Below are 7,118 nucleotides of genomic sequence, written 5' to 3' on the forward strand. Positions count from 1 at the left end.
TGGCGGCAATCTCACCGCAGAGCCAGAACTGACGGCAAGACCTCGATCATCTCTCGATGACTTTGAACACCATTTCCAAAGGAAATTGGTGGAGCTGAGGGGAATCGAACCCCTGACCTCTGCAGTGCGATTGCAGCGCTCTCCCATCTGAGCTACAGCCCCATCCGGCACGGCTTTTCGGCCGCGAACCCGGCGTCGGGTGAGCCGCTTTTAGGGTGAGGCACCGAGGCTGTCAAGCCTTTCCACATCCCGTTCCCGGCTGAGATAAGTGGCGAAACTCGGGCCGGCGATAGTCGCCCGGAAAGCGACAGGCCGTCGCCCATCGGCGGCCTTCGGCACAAGGACGAGCTTCGTCCTTTACCAACTCGGGCGATCATTGGCCGTTGGTACCGTAAAGCGGCCTTGCGGGCACCCGGTGTCATGGCTACATCTCGGAAAACTCGTGACGCGAAAGACCCCTTCATGCAGGCCGTTCTCTACGTTCTCCTCCAGGTGCTCAGTCTTTACATGTACATCCTGATCGCCTCGGCGATCATGTCCTGGCTCGTCGCTTTCAATGTCGTCAACCTGCGCAACCAGGTGGTGGCGACGATTGCCGGCTTTCTCTACACTATGACCGAACCCCTGCTGCGACCCATTCGGCGCTTCATGCCGAACACCGGCGGGCTGGACCTGTCTTTCCTCGTGCTCTGGTTCGGCATCATCCTTCTGCAGCAGATCATCATCCGCTACATCTATCCTTACGTCTTCTGATCCGATGGCCGACGCCCCGATCCGGCGCGATGGCGGCGACCTCGTCGTAGAGGTGCGCCTGACGCCGCGCGGCGGCACCGACCGCATAGATGGCGTGAAGACCTTGTCCGATGGACGGACAGTGGTGGCAGCAAGGGTCAAGGCAGTGCCTGAGGATGGCAAGGCCAACGCCGCCGTTGCGGCGCTTGTGGCCACGACGGCCGGCCTGCCGAAGTCGGCCGCCGCGGTCGTGTCCGGTTCAACGGCGCGCCTCAAGGCCATCCGTCTATCGGGTGCCGATGACGAAGCCGAGGCCCGCCTCAAGACGGCCTGCGGCCTTCCAGCCTGATACCCCTTGACTATTCGTCGGGGTCGAGCGCCCGCGCCTCGTCGGGCAACATGATTGGCACGCCGTCGCGTACGGGATAGGCAAGCCGCGCCGGTCGGGAGACCAGCTCCCGGCGTTCGGGATACCATTCCAGCGTTGCCTTGGTGAGCGGGCAGACGAGGATCTCCAGGAGCTTGGGATCGACCTCGCCGGTCCGTCGGCCGTCGTTCTCCAGCATTGCGGCATCCTCAGTTGAAAGTGGTCGGAGCACCGTCGGCGGCGCGCGCCAGCGTGATCTCCGTGATGGCGATCAGCGTCTCGGCGCGCGTCTTAAGATCGGGCGCCTCAAGCAATGCCTGCTTCTCGGCCGGACCATAGGGACTCATCATCGACAGCGTGTTGATCAGCGCCTCGGTCGACGCCTTCTCGACGGCATCCCAGTCCGCCTCCATCTCGTTGGCCTCGAGATAGGCCTCGAACACCTCGAGAAAAGCGGTGCGGTCCACGTCCTCCTCGCCGGTTCGCGGTTCGAAATCGACAGGGAAGTCACAGGCGACACGTCCGACGCGATAGGGCAGATCGGACTTGGCCTCCCCCGTCAGCCGAAAGCGGCAGACGCCGGTCAGCGTCACCTGATAACGGCCGTCACCAGTCTCGGCGATCGCCGTGATCCGGCCGACGGTCCCGACGTCGCAAAGCGGCGCCGACCCCTCTTCGATGCTCTCGTCGGCGTCGAAGCGCGGCTGGATGATACCGATCAGACGGTCGCCTGCCAGCGCGGCGTCGACCATGGCAAGATAGCGCGGCTCGAACACGATGAGCGGCAGCAGGCCGCGCGGCAACAGAAGCACGCCCTTCAGAGGGAAGAGTGGCAGCTCGCCGGGAAGATCGGCGGGACCGACATAGCTTGCGTTGCCGACTTGCATCGAATGCCTTTCGTGAATCAGGAGAACAGAACCGAGGACAGCTTGCGGCGCCCGTAGAGCGTCATGGGGTCGGTCATGCCCCAGGCCTCGAAGAACTTGACCAGCTGCTTGCGCGCCGCTTCGTCGTTCCAGGCGCGCTCGCGCCGGACGATCTCGACCAGTTGGTCGACAGCCGCCTGCCTGTCGCCCTTGGCGGCAAGCGCCTCGGCCAGTTCGAACCGGGCCTGATGGTCGGCAGGATTGGCGGCCACGGCGGCAGAGAGCGCATCGGTATCTCCGACGCTGGCTGCCCGTTCGGCCAGCTCCAGCTCGGCACGCGCGCCAGCGATGGCCGCATCGCCCGATTTCAGGTCCGGCACGCGGGCAAGCACCGTGCGTGCATCCTCAAGCTGACCGGCCGCCGTCAGCGCCCGGACGAGACCAGCGATCGCAACGAGCGATTCGGGCTCCGTGTCGAGCACGGCGAGAAACGCATCGGCGGCGGCCTGCGAGTCGCCGGCAGTCAGGGCCTCCTGACCGGCAGCGATCAGCTTTTCCTGGTCCGTCGGCCCCATGGGACCGGCGACACGCTCGATGAACTGCCTTACCTGGCTCTCCGGCTGGGCGCCCATGAAACCGTCGACAGCGCGCCCCTTGACGAAGGCGATGACCGCCGGAATCGACTGGATTCCAAGCTGCCCCGCCACCTCGGGATGGTCGTCGATGTTCATCTTGACGAGGCGCACCTTGCCCTTGGCGTCGCGTACCACTTTCTCGATGATCGGCGTCAGCTGCTTGCAGGGACCGCACCACTCCGCCCAGAAGTCCACCAACACCGGCTTGTCCTTCGAGGCGTCGAGCACATCGCGCGCGAAATCGCGGGTCGTCGTCTCGATCACGTCGTTGGTTGCCGGGGCCTGAGCTGCGTCAGGAGCGGCAAAGCCGTTGCCAAAGGTGAAGGTCGGGCTGCTCATCTTCTCACTCGACTGCTGGGCGCCGGTCTCCCTCGGGAGGAGACGGCAAAGGGTAATTCGTCCGCCCTATATAGGGCGGCAAGACCAAGTTTAACAGTCGCCGCCGTTTCAGGCGACAAGCGGCAGGTCGACAACAAGCGGCTCGTGGCCGGTCGCCCGAAGGAAGGCGACCAGCCCTTCGGCCGAAAGCGCCGTGGTGGCCGTATTTTCAAGCGGATGCACATGGACCGGATCGAGCTCCAGCAACGCCCTTTCCAGGACCACCGTCACCATACCGGCCGTGTCGTTGATGACGCCGAGCGGCGTCACCGAACCGGGCAGAATGCCCAAATGTTCCATCAACTGGTCGGCCGAACAGAACGATACCCGACCCGAGGCGCCGATCACCGTCTGGACATGTTTGAGATCGAGCGACGCGTCCTTCCTGAGCGTGATCAGGAAGAGGCGGCTCTTCTTGTCCTTGACGAACAGGTTCTTGGCGAACCCGCCGCTCATGCCACCCCATATGGCCATCGCAGCCTCGACGGTCGGCAGTGGCGGGTGCTCGATCGTCCTGTGGGCGATGCCGAGACGATCGAGAAAGGCGAAAAGATCGGCGCGCGTCGCAGCCATGACAACCTCGCAACGGACGGGCAAATGCCCCAAGTCCCTGCGATATTTCAGGGAACGCCCGGTTTGCGCAAGCCAAAACCGCTGAAAAATCCGGGCCTTGACGAGTTTGGAGGTTCCTTTTCCCAGCAAAAAAGCGTGCCTGGCGAAAAAAGTTGGAAAAGCCTGTTGCATTCGCCGCCGACTTGGGCGATATACCCCCTCGCTCCGGCGACGGAGCGCGCTGAAAAGCGGAGCGCGGGTGTAGCTCAGGGGTAGAGCATAACCTTGCCAAGGTTAGGGTCGTGGGTTCGAATCCCATCGCCCGCTCCATTTTCAGAAGAGAAGTCAGTGACTTGCAAAGCGGCCGCCTTAGGGCGGCCTTTTTGTTTTTGGCCTCCACGGCGGCTCGACTCTTCCTTCCCGACAGTTCGTCCCGATCGGATCGGTCAGTTCAGCCACAGGATCGAAGCGTTGAGAAGCGTCGCAAAGGCGACCCATCCGAGATAGGGAACGAGCGCCCCGCCCGCGATACGATCGACGGCAAGAAAGGCGTGAATCGTCGCTGCGATGGTCGTGATGAGCAATAGAATCACCACGAGTCCCGCCAGTGGCGAATGAAATCCGAAGAAGGCGACGGACCACGCCGCATTCAACGCCATCTGCACCAGAAAGAAGATGATGGCACGGCGACGCGAAGCGCCGTCAGGGCTGCGCAGGATGCGAAAGAACGCCCAGGCCATCAGCAGGTAGAGCAGCGTCCAGACGGGGCCAAAAACGCCGTTGGGCGGGTTGAATGGTGGCTTGGCAAGGCTCTCGTACCAGGGCGTCAGGTTGGGCATGGTGGCGAGATTGCCGATGATCGCCGCCGAGGCGACCGGAGCAACGGCGGCGAGTGCGGCTGGAAGCTTGCCCATGGGGCTCGGCCGGAGCGCTTCTGAAGTCAATCGATATCTCCTTCTTCACGGTCACAAGCGCGGCGCCCGCAAGGACCAAAGCGTCAATCGCCAAGTCCTAGAGCGTGTCGCCACGCACCCAAACACTGACGCTACCGGCATTCACAGGGAAGCCTGCGCGTCCCATCTCGTCGGTGGTGACCTCGTCGTCGCGATGTCCGAGGAAATCGCGGAAGGCGACGCCAGCCATCTCCTGCCCCAGTTCGACGGACTTTGCGGCCTCGCCAGCATTGGTCATGACGACCACGCAGCCGGGCGCCTCGGTTGTTCCGTGCCGGACAAAGGCGATGCAGTTCGGATCATCAAAGATATCCGTTTGCGGGCCGTGAGCGAAGCGCTGACGCGCAGCGATTAACGCCGGCAGGCAGGCGATCGCCGGCATCTCGATCTCATGGTTCTCGCCGTCGCCGCCCTTGTCGGTGTATTTGGCGCCATAGAGATCGGGATGGAACACGCAAGGCACACCCTGCTCCCGGAGCAGGATAAGGGCATAGGCAAGCGGCTTGAACCATGGCTCGACCGGCGCCTCCAGCGATTGCAGCGGCTGCGTGTCGTGGTTGGCGACCAGGGTCACGGCGTGCTCCGGCATGGCTCCGACCAGCGTGCCGTCAAACAGGGTGCGCAGATCGTAATCGGCGCCGCCTTTCGAGGCATCGTGGAAGTTATAGTGTAAAGCCACATCGAACAGCATGAGCTGATGATCGACTAGATCAAGGTAACCGCGCAGCGCATCAAGGTCCGGAAGCCAATATTCGGCGACGACGAACAGGTCCTTGCCGGCACTCTCTCGCATGTGTCCGATCCAGTCGCGAAAGAACCAGGCCGGAATGTGTTTGACGGCATCGAGGCGGAAACCCGCTGAGGGCAGCTCGTCCATCAGCCAGCGCCCCCAGTGCTTAAGCTCCTCGTATACCGCCTTGTTGCGGAACTCGATGTCCGAGCCCATCAGGTAATCGAAGTTGCCGAACTCCTCGCCGACTTCGACGCTCCACCCGTCGTCATATGCGTTGACGAGCTTGAAGATGCCGTTCTCGTCCGGATCCTCGATGCGATCGACGCCGCTGAAGCATTTAGCATCCCATATGAACTCAGAATAGCGCCCCTGTCGTCCCGGAAAGGTGAAGCGCGTGTGCGCCGTGGCCTCGAAGGTCTCGGAATCGATTTCCTCGCGATTGTCGGGGTTCACGCGATGCACTTGCACCCGCTCGGTCTCGTCGGCCCCCATCTTGTGATTGAACACCACGTCGTAGATGACGCCGATGCCCTTTTCTTCAAGGGCATGCGCGGCACGCTCCAGCGCACCCCGGTCACCATACTTCGTGGGAACCCCGCCCTTCTGGTCGAACTCGCCGAGGTCGAACAGATCATAGACGTCGTACCCGACCGATTGCCCTCCGGCGGCCCCTTTGTAGACGGGCGGCAACCAAACGTCCGTGACGCCCATATCGGCGAGGGAGGCCGCCTTCTCCTCGATATCTGGCCAAAGACGTCCGTCTCCGGGATAGTACCAGTGGAATGCCTGCAGCAACGTTCTTTGGACCATTTGCAGCCTCAAGGTCGGGAGCGCACCAACTGCGCGCAGCAGATCTTGATCGATAAAAAAGACGCTGCCGCTCCAAAAGGATCGGCAGCGTCATGGAAACGCGGAGGCAAAGTCGGTCAGACCTTGTCGATGGTGTCTTTGAGGGCTTCCTTGCCCTTCCCGACGGCCTTCTGGGCGTCACCCTTGGCTTCCTGGGCGTCGCCCTCGACCTTCAGCTCGGTATCGTCGAGCGCTTCACCGGTGGCCCGCTTGGCCTTGCCGACGGCTTCATTCGTGTAGCCCTTGATCTTGTCGGTGGTGGAACCCATGACTGTCTCCCTTCACGTCTAGCTTGGTTTCGGTTCGGGGAACCGTGAATGAAACGTCGGATGGACAAGTCGGTTCCGAGGATGGCCGACAGTCGGCTTCACCTTGTGGTGAAGGACCGCCGATGTGTTCGGATCGGGCATCCGTGGGGATCGCCGGTATGGTGTGTGTGCCCACTCTGAAACCGGCCGACGCTTACGAGGCGGCCTGCGTCGCGCGGCGGCAAGGTCTCGTTCATTTACCGTGACGGCGAGGTCAGGCCTGCTGGATCACCCGGTTGCGTCTACAAGGCGCGCTGATATCTGACGCCCATCTCAACCCTGGCGGCGTCGCTCTGGTACTGTTCGGCGTTTTGGATACGACAAAGCCCTCCGGAGATTTCTCTCTCGGAGGGCTTTGTGTGTTTGTTCGTTTTGTGAAGAGGTTTGTGTCGTGTGTTTTGTTGTCTTGTCTTGCCCTTTGCAGGCCTGGCAGCGACCTACTCTCCCGCGTCTTGAGACGGAGTACCATTGGCGCTGGGGAGTTTCACGGCCGAGTTCGGGATGGGATCGGGTGCATTTCTCCCCGCCATGACCACCAGGCCGGCGAAGGGCAAGAGCTCGGCTTTCCCTTTTGTTGGGGAGAGCTGAGCGAATGACATGGTCTTTGGCGGCAGCTTTTGGCTGCCGGATCGTGTTGTGTTGTGTCTTGTACATCCTGATGGATGGACAGGGATAATGAGAGCGATGAAGCCGATCGAGCTATTAGTACCGGTAAGCTTCACGCATTGCTGCGCTTCCACACCCG

Annotated in this window: 9 protein-coding genes, 2 tRNA genes and 1 rRNA gene; 3 read left to right on the forward strand and 9 right to left on the reverse strand. The window is 62.1% G+C overall.

The window, feature by feature from the left end:
• Nucleotides 1-86: 86 nt before the first annotated feature.
• Nucleotides 87-162 (reverse strand) — tRNA-Ala (locus M4J39_RS15180).
• Nucleotides 163-462: 300 nt separating this feature from the next.
• Here M4J39_RS15180 and M4J39_RS15185 point away from each other — a divergent pair.
• Together M4J39_RS15185 and M4J39_RS15190 are read left to right on the forward strand one after the other, a co-directional pair.
• Nucleotides 463-753, forward strand: a complete 291-nt coding sequence (locus M4J39_RS15185; protein ID WP_251729245.1) for a YggT family protein — start codon at nucleotides 463-465, stop codon at nucleotides 751-753.
• 4 nt (nucleotides 754-757) lie between these two features.
• Complete coding sequence (locus M4J39_RS15190; protein ID WP_251729246.1) at nucleotides 758-1,081, forward strand: DUF167 family protein; 324 nt, start codon at nucleotides 758-760, stop codon at nucleotides 1,079-1,081.
• A 10-nt stretch (nucleotides 1,082-1,091) separates the two neighbouring features.
• Here the strand turns inward: M4J39_RS15190 and M4J39_RS15195 are convergent, their stop codons facing one another.
• The 4 genes from M4J39_RS15195 to M4J39_RS15210 all read right to left on the reverse strand — a co-directional run bounded on the left by M4J39_RS15195 (nucleotide 1,092) and on the right by M4J39_RS15210 (nucleotide 3,551).
• Nucleotides 1,092-1,298, reverse strand: a complete 207-nt coding sequence (locus M4J39_RS15195) for a Trm112 family protein (protein WP_251729247.1) — start codon at nucleotides 1,296-1,298, stop codon at nucleotides 1,092-1,094.
• A 10-nt stretch (nucleotides 1,299-1,308) separates the two neighbouring features.
• Nucleotides 1,309-1,986: an LON peptidase substrate-binding domain-containing protein gene (locus M4J39_RS15200; RefSeq protein ID WP_251729248.1), complete on the reverse strand. Its 678-nt coding sequence runs from the start codon at nucleotides 1,984-1,986 to the stop codon at nucleotides 1,309-1,311.
• A 17-nt stretch (nucleotides 1,987-2,003) separates the two neighbouring features.
• Entirely contained in the window at nucleotides 2,004-2,939 is a 936-nt protein-coding gene (trxA, locus tag M4J39_RS15205) for a thioredoxin (RefSeq protein WP_251729249.1), read from the reverse strand.
• Nucleotides 2,940-3,047: 108 nt separating this feature from the next.
• A complete protein-coding gene (locus tag M4J39_RS15210) occupies nucleotides 3,048-3,551 on the reverse strand; it encodes a prolyl-tRNA synthetase associated domain-containing protein (RefSeq protein WP_251729250.1) in 504 nt (167 codons plus the stop codon).
• A 234-nt stretch (nucleotides 3,552-3,785) separates the two neighbouring features.
• Between M4J39_RS15210 and M4J39_RS15215 the strand changes: the two genes are divergently transcribed.
• Nucleotides 3,786-3,860: transfer RNA gene (locus tag M4J39_RS15215), tRNA-Gly, on the forward strand.
• 116 nt (nucleotides 3,861-3,976) lie between these two features.
• Here the strand turns inward: M4J39_RS15215 and M4J39_RS15220 are convergent.
• The 4 genes from M4J39_RS15220 to rrf form a co-directional block, all read right to left on the reverse strand.
• Nucleotides 3,977-4,474 (reverse strand): TspO/MBR family protein, encoded by a 498-nt coding sequence (locus M4J39_RS15220; RefSeq protein WP_251729251.1) that lies wholly within the window; start codon nucleotides 4,472-4,474, stop codon nucleotides 3,977-3,979.
• A gap of 67 nt (nucleotides 4,475-4,541) precedes the next feature.
• Nucleotides 4,542-6,026 carry an alpha-amylase gene (gene amyA / locus M4J39_RS15225; RefSeq protein WP_251729252.1) on the reverse strand — a complete coding sequence of 495 codons (1,485 nt, stop codon included), beginning with the start codon at nucleotides 6,024-6,026 and terminating at the stop codon, nucleotides 4,542-4,544.
• 116 nt (nucleotides 6,027-6,142) lie between these two features.
• On the reverse strand, nucleotides 6,143-6,334 hold the full coding sequence (locus tag M4J39_RS15230; protein WP_251729253.1) for a CsbD family protein: 192 nt from the start codon (nucleotides 6,332-6,334) through the stop codon (nucleotides 6,143-6,145).
• Between the two features lie 463 nt (nucleotides 6,335-6,797).
• Nucleotides 6,798-6,913, reverse strand: a 5S ribosomal RNA gene (gene rrf, locus M4J39_RS15235).
• Nucleotides 6,914-7,118 lie beyond the last annotated feature (205 nt).

Origin of the sequence: Pleomorphomonas sp. NRK KF1 (assembly GCF_023721755.1) — a bacterium.
Classification (GTDB): Bacteria; Pseudomonadota; Alphaproteobacteria; order Rhizobiales; family Pleomorphomonadaceae; genus Pleomorphomonas.